Here is a 15,445-nt window from a genome sequence, read left to right on the forward strand (position 1 = left end):
TCACAGCTCCCCCAACCCCACATTCGCCTCAGCGGCCCACCCCACCGAGTCACCCCGTTCCGCCGCCGGCACCCTCCACCACCCCGAGCAGCCATTCGTGCACGGATGCCCCACTTCCCGCAGCACGTACCCCCCGTCCTCCGGTTCGGGTTGCAACCAGGTCATCTCCCCCGTTCCACCGCACAGGTCGCACGGGGGCCGGGACTTGGCCGATCCCTCCGCAGGTTCCACAGATGCTCCTGTCCATCGCGATTCCGGAGCCGTGGCAACTCGGACACTCGCTCATCCACCAATCGGATCACACCCAGTGTCGGATGTAACCAAGTGGGCACCCGCGATCACCCGAAGGTGGTGCGGTAGAAGGGTAACGGGACCGTTGGGCCATTCGGGTGTCAGCGCCGATCGGCGTTGCGGGGGTGGTTCTTGGCCGTGCGCTCGTTGCCGTGCCGGTAGTTGCCGGTCCACCTGGCCATGACCTCCTGCGGGTCGTCGTCGACCTCGGCGAGGAACTCGGCGGCCCTGGCACCGCGGAGGGTGGCGGCGACGCGGCCGTGGTGCAGGACGACGACCGTCCCGTCGGGACGGGTGGTGTGGGTGAAACCCCGTGGTGGTGGCATCCGAGGAGTGTGGACCGCGACCGCGCACCGGACCGAGCGATTTTCCGCGAGCACACCTCGAACCGCCGCGGACGACGTGAAGCGGACCGGCACGACGAACACCGAGCCACGTGTCGACCGGCGTCCGGGCGTTCCACGACCCGTACCCCGAAGTTGGGCCGAATGCCCGGTTGAAGGCCTCCACCGCCGGGTAGTGACGTGGCAAGAAGTTCTTGTCGCACAAGGAGGCACCCAATGCTCGCCATCGTCGCAGCGGTCATCTTCGGACTGGCGTTGCTGCTCGACCTCGCCGACGCCTCCATCGGATCGGTCATCAACCCCGGCACGCTGATCACCGCGGGCCTGCTGTGCGTCGCCCTGCACCTGGCCGGGGTCGGCACCTCCGTCCGCCGCCCCAGCTTCCGCCGTCGTCGTCGCTGACGCGGGCCGCGTCCGGATGAGCGGGTTGGAGTTCGACGAGCGGACCTCGCGCCGCGTCGAGGCCACCTACCTGGCACCGGACGTGGTGCGGCAGCGCCGGATCGTCCGGGAAGCCCTGTCCCTGCACCACGGCGAGCGGGTGCTCGACCTCGGCAGCGGGCCGGGCTTCCTCGCCGTCGAGATGGCCGCGGAGGTCGGCCCCGACGGCGCGGTGTGCGGCATCGACCCGTCCCCCAGCATGCTCGCGCTCGCCGCGGACCGATCAGGCCACGCCGTCGAGTACCGCCAGGCGGGTGCCGAACGAATTCCCTTCCAGGACGGCACTTTCGACGCGGTCGTGTCCACTCAGGTCTTCGAGTACCTGCCCGACGTGCCGGGCGCGCTGGCCGAGGTGCGCAGGGTGCTCCGGTCCGGCGGTCGGCTGGTGCTGGTCGACACCGACTGGGACTCCCTGGTCTGGCGCTCGCCCGACGACGCGCTGACCGACCGGGTGCTGACCGCGTTCGAGCAGCACCTGGCCGACGCCCGCTTACCGCGCAAGCTGCCCGCGGCGCTGGTCGCCGCGGGCTTCCGCGACGTGCGGACGAGCGTCGTCCCCCTGCTCAACGTCGGCTACTCCCCCACCACCTACAGCGCGGGACTGCTGGAGCTGGTCGCGGAGTTCGTGCCGGGCCGCGACGGCATCACCGCCGAAGAGGCCACCGCGTGGGCGGCCGGTCAGCGGGCGCTCGGCCCGGACTACTTCTTCAGCCTCAACCGCTACCTGTTCGCGGCGACCGGCTGACCCGGTCAAGCCCTGGCAGTCCGGGCTCCCGCCCAGTACGTTGCCCCGAGTGCCCCTCCCTCTCCTCGCCGAGCTCGAGTCCTTCTACGACGCGGTCCCCCGCCTGGACGCCCGAGCGGAGGTCCACGGCGGACTGACGCTGTTCGTCCGGGACGGCGAGGGGTTCCCGTACTACGCCCGGCCGACGTTCCCCGGTGGCGAGCCGACCGCGGTGGACGTGCGGGTGGTGCGGGAGCGGCAGCGCGACCTCGGCGTCTCCCAGGCGTTCGAGTGGGTCCACGAGACCACGCCGGGGATGCTCGACGTGGTGGAGCAGGCCGGGTTCACCGTGCTGCGGGCGCCCCTGCTGGTGCTGGACGGGCCGGTCCGCGTGCCCGAGGTCGACGCGCGGGTGCGCGTCCTGGACCCGGAGGCGCCCGGCTTCCTCCACGACGTCGCCATGGTCAGGACGATCGCCCAGCTCTCGTTCTCCGCGCCCGGCACCGCGACCGGCGAGACGGGCCCGCGGGACCGCGACACGCTCCTGCCGACCGTCACCCCCGTGCACGTGCCCAAGTTCCGCTACGCGCTGGCCGAGATCCCCGACCACGGTCCGGTGGCCACCGGCATGACCCAGCGGGCCGGGGACGTCGCCGAGGTCGTCGGCGTCGGCACCCTCCCCTCGGCCCGCCGCCGCGGCCTCGGCGCCGCGATCACCGCCGCCCTGGCCCAGGACGCCCTGGACAACGGCGTCGCGCGGGTCTTCCTGTCCGCGGGCAGCGAGGAGATCGCGCGGGTCTACGAGCGGGTCGGCTTCCGCCGCGTCGGCACCGCCTGCATCGCGGAGACCGAGTAGCCGCCTCGGCGGGTCGGCCCCGCCCGTGGCCCACCGCCGGCGCAACCCCGCACCGAGCAGGCGGACGAGGACCGCGAAGTCCCTGACCGGGAAGGGATTCCCGAGCGGTGGCGGCGTCGACCACGACCCGCGGGGGACCGGGTTCCCGGACGCCTTGCGGGAACGCCCGCGCCGACCCGATTAGGCTGCGGCCGTGATCAGGGTGCTGAAGGACTTCTCCACGGGTGTCGGGCTGCTCGCGAAGGGCTTCGGGCTGGTGTTCCGGTCGCCGAAGCTGCTGCTCATCGGGGCGATCCCGGCGGTGCTCAGCTCGGCGCTGCTCATCGGCAGCTTCGTGCTGCTGGCGCTGAACATCGACGCCATCGCCACCTGGGCGACGCCGTTCGCGGACGACTGGAGCGAGTCGGTGCGGACCGTGACCCGGTTCGCGGCGGGCATCTCGTTCATCGGCGCGTACCTGGCGATCGGGCTGCTCGCGTTCACCGCGGTCACGATCGTCATCGGCGGCCCGTTCTACGAGCACATCGCCGAGACGATCGAGGACGAGGAGCTGGGCGGTGTGCCGGACGCCGAGCAGGTGCCGTGGTGGCGGTCCGCGCTCAACGGCGTGCGCGACGCCGTGCTGCTGATCGGGCTGGCGGTGCTGTTCGCGATCCCGCTGTTCGCGGCCGGGTTCATCCCCGTCGTCGGGCAGACCGTCGTGCCGGTGGTCGCGGTGTTCGTCAACGGCTGGCTGCTCGGCATCGAGCTGACCGGCATCCCGTTCACCCGCCGCGGCAAGTCCCTCAAGGAGCGCCGCGCGGTGCTGCGGAGCAAGCGGGCGCTCGCGCTGGGCTTCGCCGTGCCGTCGTACCTGCTGTGCCTGATCCCGTTGGCGGCCATCGTGGTCATGCCCGCGGCGATGGCGGGCGGCACGGTCCTCGCGCACCGCCTGCTCACCGGACGCGACCAGGTCCCGGCCCACCGCCCCTACCCGAACGGCACCCAGGCGAGCTGAGCCGCCCGGTCACCGCTGCTGACCAGCGCACCCCCCTCCGACACGGTCCACAGGTCGTCGCCGATCACCAGTGCGCGGCGGATCGTGCCGGTCGGGTGCACGACCCGGCCGACCTCGTCGAACCCGTTGCCGGACAGGCGGAGCACGAGCGAGCCGCCGGTGCCGTCGGCGCGGTCGGTGACCGGCAGCACGAGCAGGCCGTCCGCGGGCCAGTAGAGGAACGCGTGCGGGTCGTACTCGGCCTCCGAGGTGCCGCCCGGAACCTGGTACTGGGCAAGGCGTTCCGGCCTCGCGAGGTCGCGCACGTCGAACAGCGACACCTGCGTGCCGGAGACCCGGCCCCGGTCGTTCGCGTCCTGGCCGACGCCGATCAGCCTGCCGTCACCGGCCGGGTGCAGGTAGGCCGAGTAGCCGTTGATCTTCAGCTCGCCCACCACGCGCGGCTTCGCCGGGTCGGCCAGGTCGAGGGTGTAGAGCGGGTCGGTCTGCCGGAACGTGACCACGTAGCCGACCGCGCCGAGGAACCGGACGCTGTGGATCCGCTCCCCCACACCGAGTCCGTCGACCCGACCGGTCTGCACGAGCGCGTCGCCCCGCCGTTCCAGCACGATCACCGAGCTCTGCTGGGCGTTCTGCGCCGTGCTGCCCGTCGTGGCGATCCGCAGGTGCCCAGCGTACTCGGAGAACGAGTACTTGTTGAGCGGCAGGCCGTCCACCACACCGGAGGCGACGTGCCGCGGCGGACCGGGCCGGGAGATGTCGAACTGGTGGACCGAGGTCGTCCCGGACGGGGCGATCCGGCCCCGGCCGGTGGTGAAGACCTGGTGCTGGTCGGCGACGTAGAGGTTCGACGCCGTGCCGTAGACGGTGTCGCCCGCGGCGACGACGGACACCGGGTCGCCGGTGCCGAGCGCGGCCGAGAGGTCCAGCGTGAGGACGGTCAGCAGCGACGCCGACGTGGGCTGCTCGGGGAAGCTGACCCGCGAGCAGTCGACGAGGGTGCCGTCGCGGCGCGAGGTCGGCGTGGACAGCTCGTAGTGCGGCAGCCAGGTCGAGATCGGTGCGGCGTCGACGACCTTCTCGTTCTCCAGCCGGGTCTGGGCGACCGACCAGCCGTCCTGCGGGTACACGAACGCCGGGCGCGGCGTCGAGCTGACCACGACCCTGGCCACCCCACCGATCTGGCGGGCGTCCAGGTAGGTGCCGTCGACCGTCAGCGCCCCCAGCGCCTTCGGCGGTCCGGAGAGGTCGACCAGGACCAGCCTCGACCCGGTCCGCGGCGCGAACTCGTCGGGCGGCACCGGGATCCCGGCGGCGACCTCCGTCGTCACGACCAGGGCCCGGTCGCCGCTGAGCAGCAGCTGGGACGCCGAGCTGTTCGCCAGGTCGAGCGTCCCGGTGACCCGGCGGGACGCCACGTCGACCACCCGCAGCACGCCGTCGGCGACCGACACGACCCGCTTGCCGTCGGTCTTGACCAGGTCGGGCTCGTCGACCCCGTTCTCCTGCACGTTCGTCGTGGAGTGCTCCGCCGTGCCCGGCACGGCCGCGGTCCTGCTGTCGAACGAGGTCCCGGCCTCGGCCTTGGACTCGACGGCGACGTCGCCGTCGACGGGCACCCACTGGCGCGAGAGCCGGTCGAGGTCGCCCTTCGCCGCCGCTCTGAACCGCGACAGCACCTCGTCGCACGAGTCGAAGGCGACCAGCTCCACCGGTCCGGCGGTGCCCACGGGCGGCACCGGGTCCGGTGCCCACCCGTCCAGGACGGCGGGCGCGGAACCCGCGCACAGCCCCACGACGACGATCCCCGCCAACACCACTCCCGGCCGCTTCATGGACCCAGGACGCAAGCCGGGGCGCGGCGCGTTGCAAGGAAAGCGGAAATGCCGGGAGACCCGTGGGTCCCCCGGCATTCCCCTGCGGTGCTTAGGAGTTGATCTGCTGCGTGATCAGGGTCGCGAAGTTGGAGACCCTGGTGTAGACGCCGGGGTAGCCCGCCAGCGCGCAGCCCTCGCCCCACGAGGTGATGCCGATCAGCTTGCCGCCCGCGACCAGCGGACCGCCCGAGTCGCCCTGGCAGGTGTCCGTGCCGCCCTGGGGGTACGCGGCGCAGACCATGTGCGCGGCCTTGAAGTCCGAGCCGTACGCCGAGGAGCAGGTGGCGTTGCTGGTCAGCGGCACGGTCGCCTTGAGCAGGTAGCGCGACGCCGAGCCGCCCGAGGACGTGGTGCCCCAGCCGAGGATCGTGCTGGAGGTGCCCGCCGCGTACAGCCCGGTGTCGGAGCTGGTCGCGATCGGCAGCGTCGCCTGGGTGAGGTTGCGGTCCAGGGTCAGCACCGAGACGTCGTTGCCCTGGGTGGCGTCGACGTAGCTCGGGTGGATCCAGATCTTGGTGACGCGGGCGACGACGCCCGCGGTGGAGTTCTTGTCGTCACGACCGGCGACCACGCGGACCGCGGAGGCCGAGTCGCCGACGGTGCAGTGCGCCGCGGTGACGACCTTGTTGGCCGCGACCAGGGTGCCGCCGCAGTACTGGAACCCGCTGCTGGTGGCCAGGTAGACCACCCACGGGTACGTGCTCGTGCTGGCGCGGGTGCCGCCGACGATCTGGGTGCCGACCTCGCCGTCGGCCGACGGAGGTGCCGGTGCCGCCGTTGCCACGCTGAAGCCCGCCAGTGGGAGCAGGATCGCCACCACGAGCGCGCCAAGCCACGACCGCAGGCGGTGCAGGGTTGCCGCCATGATCATCTCCTCGGTGTCGTAGGCCCCAATCGGGGTGCACACAGAGCAACAGACCGACTACAGCGGCCACAAGCTCCACTCGACGTAGGCCATTCGGCAGCGCCGTCGCGGACATGATTGACTCGCCGGCAGACCCATCCCGATCCGAGGAGGACCCGCATGGCCACGCAGAAGCCCGAAGTCGACCTGGTCGAGGGCCCGCCGCCCGCCGACCTGGTCATCAACGACCTCTCGGTCGGCGACGGGCCCGAAGCCACGCCGGGCCAGGCCGTCACCGTGCACTACGTCGGCGTCTCGTTCACCACCGGCGAGGAGTTCGACTCCTCGTGGAGCCGCAACGACCCGTTCCGCTTCCCGCTCGGCGGCGGCCGCGTCATCGCGGGCTGGGACAAGGGCGTCGCGGGCATGAAGGTCGGCGGCCGTCGCCAGCTGGTCATCCCGCCGCACCTCGCCTACGGCGACCGCGGCGCCGGTGCCGCCATCAAGCCCGGTGAGACCCTGATCTTCGTGGTGGACCTGCTCGCGGTGAACTAGTCCGCGATCCGTCCGACGGCGGCCCGCCCTGCTCCTCGGAGCGCGGCGGGCCGCCGTCGTCCGTCAGCCATTCGGCGTATTTGGGTACCGACCGGAACCAGTGCGTTCCGGAGTGCGTCATCCTGGACGGGAGTGCTCGGGAGGGCTTCGAGGGGGGATGCCGGCGTGCCGGACGACATCGGGGGATCGGAGCGGATGCTCGCGCAGTGGGAGCAGTCGATCCAGCAGAAGGCCGCGCGCTACCAGAGCATGGCCGAACGCGTGCAGGGCCTGACGATCACGGAGACGTCCAGGGACGGCCTGATCAGGCTGACCATCGGGTCCAACGGCATCCTGTCCTCTGTGGACATCGCGGAACCCGCGCGGGAGAAGCGGATGTCCGAGGTGTCGGCCGAGATCATGCGGTGCCTGCAACGCGCGCAGTCGCGGATCCCCGAGCTGCTGCAGCAGGTGATGGCCGAGACCATCGGCACCCAGGACGAGACGGCGAACGCGCTCTTCGCCGAGGCGCGCAAGAACTTCCCCGCCGCACCGGCCGAGGAACCGCCGCCGTCGGTGAACGAGGAGCTCCGGTTCGGCATCGAGGACGACCACAACGCACCGCAACCGCCACCGGCACCACGTCCGCAGCGCCCCCAGCGGCGCCCCGCGGACGACGACGACTTCGACGGCGGTTCATACCTGTCCTGATCGAGAACGGCTAGGGGGTCGGCCCGATGGCCGAGAAGTTCGACATCGTCCCGGAGACACTGGACGGACACCGCAAGCAGCTCGACGACCTGGGGGAGCGGTTGCGGGGCGCGCTCGACGCCGCCCGCACGGTCAGCATGCCGACCGACGCCTACGGCATCCTGTGCCAGCCGTTCCGGATGATGCTCGACCCCGTCGAGCAGTGGGGGCTGGACGCGCTCAACGGCGCCGTCGAGGCCATGGACACCACCGCGAACAGCGTCAACGACACCGTCAAGCAGTACCGCACGGTCGACGAGTCGATCGGCGAGACCTTCAAGGTCGGTGACTGACCATGTCGAACCCCCTGGTCGCGCAGGCACCCCAGGAGGGCTCCGGGTTCACCCAGGGCACCGGTGACAACGGCTGGGCCACCGGCGTCTCCATCGCCGAGTCCGCCATGGACACGTTCAACGGCTTCAAGGACGGCAACTGGATCGAGGGCGGCCTCGGCGTCGTCGGGCTCGCCGCGGACGCCGCGTCGATGGCCATCGACCCGTTCGGCACCCTCATGTCGTCGGCCGCGTCGTTCCTGATGGAGCACGTGCAGCCGTTGAAGGACATGCTCGACTGGCTCGCGGGCGACCCGCCGGTGATCGAGTCCTACAGCACGACGTGGAACAACGTGGCCACCGAGCTGGGCAAGATCAGCGAGGACTACGCCACCGCGCTGAAGTCCGGTACCGAGGGGTGGACCGGCGCCGCCGCGGACGCCTACCGCGATGCCGCCGCGCAGCAGTCCGACGCGATCACCGGCGCGGCCAGCGCGGCCGGGTCCGTCGGCACGGTCGTCGGCGTGATGGGCATGGTCGTCGCGTTCGTGCGCGAGATGGTGCGCGACCTGATCGCCGACCTGGTCGCGAAGCTCATCGCGTGGGTGCTGGAAGCCGTGTTCTCACTGGGCTTCGGCACGCCGGTGATCGTCGCGCAGGCCATCACGGCCATCGGGAAGTGGGCGGCCCGGATCGCGAAGCTCGTCCAGAAGCTGTTGGACACCATCAAGAAGGTCTCGCCGATGCTCAAGCGTCTGGTCGAGATCTTCGAGAAGATCATGAAGGTGCTCGGGAAGCTGGCGGGCAAGGCGTCCGGTCTGGACGTGCTCGGCACGAAGATCGACGACCCCGGTTTCCTGAAGAAGCTCAACCGGGACGGGACGGACCTGCCGTCCACGTCGCACGCCGACACGCCCGCCTCGACCACGACGTCCTCCAGCACCAGCACTTCCGACACCTCGCGCTCCACCCAGCCGGACGGCCCGCCGTCCCGGCCTTCGTCCGACACCACCACGCCGTCGTCCAACACCGCGCCGTCGAGCACCACGCCGTCCACCACGACGCCGTCCAGCGCCACGCCGAGTCCTTCGCCCACTCCGGCGGCGCAGACGCCCGGCGGCTCGCCGTCGCCCAGTCCGACGTCGCGGGCACCCGGCAGCCCGTCACCGAGTCCGAGCACCAGCCCGGCGGGACGCGCACCCGGCAGCTCGCCGTCACCCAGCAGCAGTTCACCCGGCGGCCCGGCGGGACACGGCCCCAGCAGCACCAGCCCCGCGGGCCACACGCCCGGCAGCTCCCCCGGCGGCTCGACGCCCGGCGGTCACGGTCCGGGCGGGCACGGGCCGGGCGGGCACAACCCCAGCACCACCAACCCTTCCGGGCACTCCCCCGCCCCTGGCGGCCACAGCCCCGGCGGCTCGTCCCCCGGCGGTCACGGTCCCGGTGGGCACGGTCCCGGCGGTCCATCCCACGCTCCGGGCGGCCCCGGCAACGGCGCACCCGCACACAACCCCGGCGCACCTTCGCACGCACCCGGCGGGCACAGTCCCGGCAACGGCGCTCCCGCACACAACCCCGGCGGTCCGTCGCACGCTCCAGGCGGGCACAGCCCCGGCAACGGCGGCCCCGCACACAACCCCGGCGGTCCGTCGCACGCTCCGGGTGGGCACAGCCCTGGCGCGCCCTCGCACGCACCCGGTGGACACAGCCCCGGCAACGGCGGCCCCACCCCAGGTGGTCACAGCCCCGGCGGCCCTGGCGGGCACAGCCCGAGCAGCCCCTCGCCCGCACCGGGCGGACACGGTCCCAGTGCTCCCGCGCCGGGCGGGCACGCGCCCGGTGGGCCGCCGCACGCACCTGGTGGTCCGTCGCCGAGTCCGGTCGGGCCGGGGCACGGGCCGTCGACGAGCCCGGCGGGGTCGGCGCCAGCGCGGGTGGACCAGACGCACTCGTCCGGGGCGGACGCGCCGTCCAGGGTCGACCAGCCGCACACCGGGCCGCGGGACACCGGGCCTGCGCAGGTGCCCCAGCAGGGTGCGCCCGCGCCGGGTGGCGGGGCGCCGCACGGCGGTGGCCAGCCGGGCGGAGGCGGTTCACCGGGGTCGTCCAGGCCCGGTTCGGGCAGCGGCTGGACCGGGACACCCGGTCACCGCGGCGACCTGTCGTCGGGCACCCCGCAGGGTCGCGCCCCGGACGGCACCCGGCCGCAGAGCGCCGGGCCGTCCCACTCCGGTCCGCCGCAGGCGCGGCCGCCCCAGGCGGGCCCGCCGCCGTACCGACCGGCGCAGGCCGGTCCCCCGCACGCCGGACCTCCCCACGCCGGTCCCCCGCACGCCGGTCCTCCCCAGGCCCGTCCGGCCGGACCGCCGCAGACCCGTCCCGGCGGGCCCGCGCACACGAACCCGGCGCGCACGAACCCGCCGCACACCGGCCCGACCCAGCCGCGGCCGAACACCGGGCCGCCCCAGCACGCCCCGCGGGCCCGCGGCCCGCAGACCGGCGCGCCACCGCACCACGACCCCTCCGCACCACCGCACCGCGACCCCGCGGGCCCGCGCCAGCACGACCCGAACACGCCGCCGCACCACGACCCGAACACCCCCGACCCGACCCACCACACCCCGGACCAGCACCGGCCCGACATCGACGAGGCGCACGCGCGGTACGGCGAGACGACGCCCGCGGGCGTGTCGCACCACCGCGGCGACGCCGACATGGGCGACCTGCCGAGCCGGGTGCCGAACGACCCGCGCTACTTCACCGCCGACGTCCACATCACCCCGGACGGCCGGGCCCGGATCGGCAACCACACCTACAGCCCCGAGGAGTACGGGGACCTGTTGCGCCGCAACGGGTGGGACGGCAAGACGCCGATCAGGCTGATCGGCTGCGACGCGGGCAGCAACGACTTCGCGAAGCGCCTCGCGGCGCACACCGACGCCCCCGTGCTGGCCCCGACGAAGCCCGCGTGGACCGACAGCAACGGCCGCGTCTACACCTCCGACGCCGAGGTCGACGCGCACGGCAACCGCCAGCCGAAGATCCCGCCGAACGGCGAGTGGGAGACCCACAACCCCGACGGCACCAAGGTCAGGTCCAGCGAGGACGGGTTCGTCCCCGGCACGCACGACAAGGACAAGTCCGACCTCGACCCCAGCGGCGCGCGCGACCGCGCGGCCGACGAGCCGCCGCGGACCGTGCAGGTCGACAGGGACGACCCGAACGCGCCGCTCAAGTCGAGGCCGTTCGGGCGGGACGCCGACGGCAACCCCGTCCAGCTCGAGCCGAACACCCGGTACGAGGTCACCGACCGGGCGGGCCGCGACCGGGGCGTGTTCACCACCGACGCCGAGGGCAACGTCGTGCGCGTCGAGACCACGTCGGGCAAGCAGGGCGACTGGCGGCCCGACAGCAGGCAGCCGTTCCCGAACTGCGAGTACCGGGTGACCGGGCAGGCGGGCAGCGTCTACACGTTCCACACCGACGCGGACGCCCGGACCTCGCGGATGACGGGCGACCTGGTGCACACCGGGTCGGACTCGGCCCGCCGCAGCCCCGACCAGGGCCCGGTCGGCCACGAGGGCCGCGACGAGTACCGGGCGCACAACCAGCAGGTCGTCAAGGAGTTCGAGGAGGCGCACGGCAGGCCCCCGGAGCCGCACGAGGTCCAGCTCTACGAGGACGTCGGCTGGAACGGCGGCCACCTCGCGGGCACCGAGTTCGACGGGCCCGGCGAGTACATCAACATGGTCCCGATGCTGGAGACCCTCAACCAGCACCAGCCGGGCAGCACGCTGGCGGACAACTTCCGCGCGCTGGAGGAGCACTGGGGCGACGTGCTCGCGCGCGACCCGAAGCCGAAGCTGACCGTGCAGGTCGAGATGGACTACCCGGACGGGAAGAAGACGCCCACGTCCATCCACGTGCAGTACTGGATCGACGGCGTCCCCGAGGATCCGTTGGTCTACAACAACATCCCACCACGTCGGCGCTGAGCGGCCGGGATAGGCTCGACGCCGGACAGCAGCCCTACCGATGAGGAAGTGGTCATGTCGGACCCGATCCAGTTGACCCCGCCCGAGCAGGAGGAACTGCTCCAGGAGGCGGGGGGGATCCTGCTGTCCGCCGCCCCGGAGGGCTGGCGGGCGCTGGAGCTGTCGTTCCGGTCGACGGTGGGCATCGACACCGCGACCTTCCTGTCCACCGGCCCGGACGGCGGGCAGACCAAGGTCGCGCCGCCCGCGGCGGCGATGCGCGTGCTGAAGAAGCTGCGCGCGGGCATGTACGAGGAGGACCGCGGCAGCTGGTACACGGCGCGGATCACCATCGAGCCGCCCGGCCGCTACGAGGTGGAGTACGACTACGACGGCGAGCCGACCTTCACGCCGCCGCTGACGGCGAGCGCGTACGCGCTCGACCAGGACTACTTCCCCCGGTCGGATGAGCACATCCCGGACTGGCTGCGGGCCAAGCTGGCGGAAGCGTCCGGGGACGACTCCGATTGACCCCTTCCGGGTCGACGCGGTCACGCGCCGGTGGCGCGACCGTTAAGATCGGCGCACCGAACCGGGGGGATGTCGAAGGGGTGCGCGACGCATGAGCCAGCCGACTACACCGCTAACCGACCAGGAGCAGCAGGTGCTGGTCCGGCAGATCGGACGCGCGATGCTGCCTGCGCTCCCGCCGGGGTGGCAGCGGGTGCGGACCGAGTACCGGGCCGCCGGGCGGCACATCGAGGTCGACATGGCGTTCGCGGGTCCGGACGGGCAGTTCCAGCCGTTGCGGCCGCCGATGGACGTGGTGACGCTGCTGGGCCAGCTGCGCGCGGGGATGCACGCGCCCGACCGGGGGACGTGGCTGACCGCCGTCTACGAGCTCGAGGCGCCGAGCGCGTTCACGGTGGACTTCAACTCCGAGGACGAGCCGCGCTGGCGCAACCCGCCGCCGCCGATCGGTCTCCAGGACGAGCTGCGGACGTTCCCGCGCACCGAGGACCGCATCCCGGCCTGGTGGCGCCAGCGGATCGGCCTGCCGCCCGTGGACGCGCCGGTCGACACGCCCCCGGGGGGTGTGCCCGCGCCGATGCGCACGGCCCGCGTGTACGACGGGAAGGCGCCGAACGGCAGGCCGTTCGTCAACCGGCCGCCGGTCGACCCGCGGCTGCGCGAGCAGCTCACCGCCTACCTCGAGGCCGCGCCGGTCGTGCTGGCCGCGAGCAAGTACGACGTGGACGAGTTCTCGGCCGGTGAGCAGGACGTGCCGCTGAACTTCCGCACCGACGGCACCTGGATCTGGGCGGGAGCCGTGCCGCACTACCTGCGCAAGTACGGCCTGCCGCCGGAGCCGGACATGGTCGCGCACATCATGGGGCTGAACTTCCAGCTGGCCCCGGTGGACGAGGCGACCAAGGAGGTCGCGGTCGGCCTGATCACGGGCCAGGGCGTCTCGGTCGGCTGAGCTCGCGCGACACGGGCGGACACTGGGTTCGCCCGTGTTGCCGTTTCCCGCGGCGCTGCCACGATTGGGTCAGGTGATCCGATCGGGGAGGCACGCGATGAGGGAAATGCTCGCCCGCCGCTGGTGGCTGTTCGCGCTGCGCGGGGCGTTCGCGATCCTGTTCGGGCTGATGGCGCTGATCTGGCCGGGCATCACGCTGGTCGCGCTGGTCGTCCTGTGGGGCGCGTACACCCTGGTCGACGGCGCCACCGAGCTGTACCTGGCGATCACCCACCGGGACGCGGCGCACGGCGTGCTCGGCGCGCTGGGCGTGGTCGCGGGGCTGGTCGCGCTGTTCTGGCCGGGCATCACGGCGTTGGCGCTGCTGGTCGTGATCGCCGTGTGGGCCGTCGTCGGCGGGGTGCTGGAGATCGTGACGGCCGTGCGGCTGCGCAAGGTGATCGAGCACGAGCGGTTCCTGGCGCTCAGCGGTGTGCTGTCCGTGGTGCTCGGCCTGATCCTGCTGTCCACGCCGGGCACCGGGGCGCTAGCGCTCGTGGTGATGATCGGCGGGTTCGCGATCCTCTGGGGGATCGTGCTGGTGCTGCTCAGCCTGCGGCTGCGGAAGGCCGCGCCGGTAGCGGTCTGAACGACAGCTCCAGCGGGTCGGGCCTGGTGAGCGAGACCGCGGCCAGCGCGGACACGGCCGCGGTCAGGGCCAGGTAGCCCCACGAGTACAGGGCCGTGTCGCCGTCGGGGAAGGTCACCAGCAGCAGGGTGCTGGAGAAGAACACCGCCGCGGTCAGCCCCTTCGCGGTCCACGCCAGCCCGGCACCGAGGACCAGCGGCCAGCTGAAGTACCAGGGCAGCGTCGCGGGCGAGAGCAGGGCGACGGCGAGCATGGTGAGCGCGGCGTGCCGGATGGCGTTGGGTCCGCCGTCCTCGGCCGCCCGCCACTGCCGCCACGCGATGTAGACCAGCAGCACCGACCCGGCGGCGCGCGCGACGGCCATGAAGACCCCCGGCTCCACGTCCACCACGACGGCGACCAGGGTGTGCGCGAAGTCCCCCAGCGCGCTGGGCAGCGACAGCCAGTTCACGATCGCGGAGGACGACTTCAGCGCCGGGATCCAGCCCAGGTCGACGCCCGCGACCACCGAGCACAGCGCGAACACCGCGCCGAAGACCGCCGTGCCGCGCGCGACGGCCCGGCCGAGCCGGGAGCGCCGCGTGCCGTCGAGCCGGGCGGCCCAGACCAGCACCAGGAACGGCAGCACCACCACGGCGGTCGCCTTGATCGCGACCGCCGCCGACACCAGCGCGATGCCGTGGGCGTGCCGCCGGTCGAGCACGAGCAGGACCCCGGCGGCCATGAGGCCGACCATCAGGATGTCGTTGTGGCCGCCGCCGATCAGGTGGACCAGCATCAGCGGGTTCGCCCCGGCCAGCCACAGCGCGACCGCCGGACGACCGCCGAGGTGGCGGGCCAGTCCCGGCAGCGACCAGCACAGCAGCGCCAGCCCGGCCGCGAGCACCAGCCGCATCAGCACGACACCGCCGATCACGCCCGCGCCGGTCGCCCACACCACGGACTTCGCGATCAGGATGAACAGCGGTCCGTACGGGGCCGGGGTGTTCTGCCAGACCCAGCTCACGTTGTCGCTCAACGGCGACGGCAACGCCGCCGGACCCACCCGGTACGGGTCGAACCCGTGCAGCGCCAACTGCCCCTGCGCCAGGTAGCTGTACACGTCCTTGCTGAACAACGGCGGCGACAGCAGCAGCGGCAACGTCCACGCCACGATCGCGACCAGCACCGCCAGGCTGCCCACGTGCCGCCGGTGCACCATCCGCCCCAGCCGCACCCACGCCCAGATCACCAGCCCCAGACCCGCGTACAGCAGCGCCGTCGCCAGGTCGTGGCCATGGCCGTACCGGATCCAGCTCAACGACAGGTCGGTCAGCACCGGGTCGGTCTTCACGACGGCACCCGCGCCCGCGCCGCCGAGCGCGACGAGGGAAACGCCCACCACGCCGAGGAGGATCGTCCGGATCGGCAGTCCGGTGGGCTCGGGCGGC

General features: G+C 72.8%; 15 protein-coding genes. 11 read left to right on the top strand and 4 right to left on the bottom strand.

The features are described 5' to 3' along the window. Window positions 1–392: 392 nt before the first annotated feature. Window positions 393–617, bottom strand: a complete 225-nt coding sequence (locus CLV43_RS14480) for a hypothetical protein (protein ID WP_106188229.1) — start codon at window positions 615–617, stop codon at window positions 393–395. A gap of 234 nt (window positions 618–851) precedes the next feature. Between CLV43_RS14480 and CLV43_RS14485 the strand changes: the two genes are divergently transcribed. The 4 genes from CLV43_RS14485 (at window position 852) to CLV43_RS14500 (ending at window position 3,653) form a co-directional block, all read left to right on the top strand. Next, on the top strand, window positions 852–1,037 hold the full coding sequence (locus tag CLV43_RS14485; RefSeq protein ID WP_106187690.1) for a hypothetical protein: 186 nt from the start codon (window positions 852–854) through the stop codon (window positions 1,035–1,037). Between the two features lie 16 nt (window positions 1,038–1,053). After that, window positions 1,054–1,821 carry a methyltransferase domain-containing protein gene (locus CLV43_RS14490; protein ID WP_106187691.1) on the top strand — a complete coding sequence of 256 codons (768 nt, stop codon included), beginning with the start codon at window positions 1,054–1,056 and terminating at the stop codon, window positions 1,819–1,821. Window positions 1,822–1,870: 49 nt separating this feature from the next. Then, complete coding sequence (locus CLV43_RS14495) at window positions 1,871–2,656, top strand: GNAT family N-acetyltransferase (protein WP_211304368.1); 786 nt, start codon at window positions 1,871–1,873, stop codon at window positions 2,654–2,656. 193 nt (window positions 2,657–2,849) lie between these two features. Continuing rightward, a complete protein-coding gene (locus CLV43_RS14500) occupies window positions 2,850–3,653 on the top strand; it encodes an EI24 domain-containing protein (protein WP_342749772.1) in 804 nt (267 codons plus the stop codon). On the opposite strand, the gene CLV43_RS14505 is transcribed toward CLV43_RS14500, so the two are convergent. Then, window positions 3,626–5,488 (bottom strand): beta-propeller domain-containing protein, encoded by a 1,863-nt coding sequence (locus CLV43_RS14505; RefSeq protein WP_170155842.1) that lies wholly within the window; start codon window positions 5,486–5,488, stop codon window positions 3,626–3,628. The two genes, CLV43_RS14500 and CLV43_RS14505, sit on opposite strands and share 28 nt — an antisense overlap. 91 nt (window positions 5,489–5,579) lie before the next feature. Next, on the bottom strand, window positions 5,580–6,395 hold the full coding sequence (locus tag CLV43_RS14510; RefSeq protein ID WP_106188231.1) for a S1 family peptidase: 816 nt from the start codon (window positions 6,393–6,395) through the stop codon (window positions 5,580–5,582). A 159-nt stretch (window positions 6,396–6,554) separates the two neighbouring features. Here CLV43_RS14510 and CLV43_RS14515 point away from each other — a divergent pair, with 159 nt between their 5' ends. From CLV43_RS14515 to CLV43_RS14555, 7 genes are all read left to right on the top strand, one after another. Next, the gene (locus tag CLV43_RS14515) at window positions 6,555–6,929 is read left to right on the top strand and encodes an FKBP-type peptidyl-prolyl cis-trans isomerase (RefSeq protein ID WP_106187694.1); all 375 of its coding nucleotides are present in this window, start codon (window positions 6,555–6,557) and stop codon (window positions 6,927–6,929) included. A gap of 165 nt (window positions 6,930–7,094) precedes the next feature. Further along, window positions 7,095–7,619 (top strand): YbaB/EbfC family nucleoid-associated protein, encoded by a 525-nt coding sequence (locus CLV43_RS14520; protein ID WP_106187695.1) that lies wholly within the window; start codon window positions 7,095–7,097, stop codon window positions 7,617–7,619. 26 nt (window positions 7,620–7,645) lie between these two features. Next, window positions 7,646–7,951, top strand: coding sequence for a type VII secretion target (locus CLV43_RS14525; RefSeq protein ID WP_106187696.1), 306 nt, complete (start codon window positions 7,646–7,648; stop codon window positions 7,949–7,951). A gap of 2 nt (window positions 7,952–7,953) precedes the next feature. Further along, window positions 7,954–11,925, top strand: coding sequence for a DNA/RNA non-specific endonuclease (locus CLV43_RS47775; RefSeq protein WP_170155843.1), 3,972 nt, complete (start codon window positions 7,954–7,956; stop codon window positions 11,923–11,925). Between the two features lie 54 nt (window positions 11,926–11,979). Continuing rightward, window positions 11,980–12,435 (top strand): tudor domain-containing protein, encoded by a 456-nt coding sequence (locus tag CLV43_RS14545; RefSeq protein ID WP_106187699.1) that lies wholly within the window; start codon window positions 11,980–11,982, stop codon window positions 12,433–12,435. 91 nt (window positions 12,436–12,526) lie between these two features. Next, the gene (locus tag CLV43_RS14550; protein WP_106187700.1) at window positions 12,527–13,387 is read left to right on the top strand and encodes a hypothetical protein; all 861 of its coding nucleotides are present in this window, start codon (window positions 12,527–12,529) and stop codon (window positions 13,385–13,387) included. A gap of 97 nt (window positions 13,388–13,484) precedes the next feature. Further along, window positions 13,485–14,015 carry an HdeD family acid-resistance protein gene (locus CLV43_RS14555; protein ID WP_106187701.1) on the top strand — a complete coding sequence of 177 codons (531 nt, stop codon included), beginning with the start codon at window positions 13,485–13,487 and terminating at the stop codon, window positions 14,013–14,015. Here the strand turns inward: CLV43_RS14555 and mptB are convergent. Beyond that, window positions 13,975–15,399: a polyprenol phosphomannose-dependent alpha 1,6 mannosyltransferase MptB gene (gene mptB / locus CLV43_RS14560; RefSeq protein WP_245886458.1), complete on the bottom strand. Its 1,425-nt coding sequence runs from the start codon at window positions 15,397–15,399 to the stop codon at window positions 13,975–13,977. The genes CLV43_RS14555 and mptB overlap by 41 nt on opposite strands. Window positions 15,400–15,445 lie beyond the last annotated feature (46 nt).

It is taken from the genome of Umezawaea tangerina (genome assembly GCF_003002815.1).
Classification (GTDB): Bacteria; Actinomycetota; Actinomycetes; order Mycobacteriales; family Pseudonocardiaceae; genus Umezawaea; species Umezawaea tangerina.

What these genes read in the sequence shown, in the direction of transcription:
- CLV43_RS14480 (WP_106188229.1), bottom strand. Translation starts at nt 617, where the DNA reads ATGCCACCACCACGGGGTTTCACCCACACCACCCGTCCCGACGGGACG.
- CLV43_RS14485 (WP_106187690.1), top strand. Translation starts at nt 852, where the DNA reads ATGCTCGCCATCGTCGCAGCGGTCATCTTCGGACTGGCGTTGCTGCTC.
- CLV43_RS14490 (WP_106187691.1), top strand. Translation starts at nt 1,054, where the DNA reads ATGAGCGGGTTGGAGTTCGACGAGCGGACCTCGCGCCGCGTCGAGGCC.
- CLV43_RS14505 (WP_170155842.1), bottom strand. Translation starts at nt 5,488, where the DNA reads ATGAAGCGGCCGGGAGTGGTGTTGGCGGGGATCGTCGTCGTGGGGCTG.
- CLV43_RS14510 (WP_106188231.1), bottom strand. Translation starts at nt 6,395, where the DNA reads ATGGCGGCAACCCTGCACCGCCTGCGGTCGTGGCTTGGCGCGCTCGTG.
- CLV43_RS14515 (WP_106187694.1), top strand. Translation starts at nt 6,555, where the DNA reads ATGGCCACGCAGAAGCCCGAAGTCGACCTGGTCGAGGGCCCGCCGCCC.
- CLV43_RS14525 (WP_106187696.1), top strand. Translation starts at nt 7,646, where the DNA reads ATGGCCGAGAAGTTCGACATCGTCCCGGAGACACTGGACGGACACCGC.
- CLV43_RS47775 (WP_170155843.1), top strand. Translation starts at nt 7,954, where the DNA reads ATGTCGAACCCCCTGGTCGCGCAGGCACCCCAGGAGGGCTCCGGGTTC.
- CLV43_RS14545 (WP_106187699.1), top strand. Translation starts at nt 11,980, where the DNA reads ATGTCGGACCCGATCCAGTTGACCCCGCCCGAGCAGGAGGAACTGCTC.
- CLV43_RS14550 (WP_106187700.1), top strand. Translation starts at nt 12,527, where the DNA reads ATGAGCCAGCCGACTACACCGCTAACCGACCAGGAGCAGCAGGTGCTG.
- CLV43_RS14555 (WP_106187701.1), top strand. Translation starts at nt 13,485, where the DNA reads ATGAGGGAAATGCTCGCCCGCCGCTGGTGGCTGTTCGCGCTGCGCGGG.